Source organism: Acinetobacter sp. ANC 4636, from assembly GCF_054454555.1.
Map to the genome: position 1 here is coordinate 1 of NZ_JBTKVD010000057.1, position 231 is coordinate 231.

At 34.2% G+C, this 231-nt stretch carries 1 protein-coding gene; it reads left to right on the forward strand.

All coding sequences use genetic code 11. The annotated features are described in order from the left end of the window. On the forward strand, positions 1-181 hold a 181-nt coding region (locus ACX1N5_RS15755), incomplete at its 5' end, for a hypothetical protein (RefSeq protein WP_458803587.1). Between the last annotated feature and the right edge of the window lie 50 nt (positions 182-231).

Genomic DNA, 231 nt, shown 5'->3' on the forward strand with positions numbered 1-231 from the left:
CAAATCGCATTATGAACATGTATATTGCACAGCAGAATTTAACTCTCGTATCTCAAGCAGTTCGATGATCAACTTTTATATCTGGTGTATCAAAGATAAATGTGATGAGCTTTGGGTTAAATACAGTGGCTTTGTGATTCCATATTGTTGTTTCTATTCAGAAATGATTATTTCTTGTTAGTAACATGGATGATGACTAATTCGATATCTCGCTCATGCTCCGATCTTTTC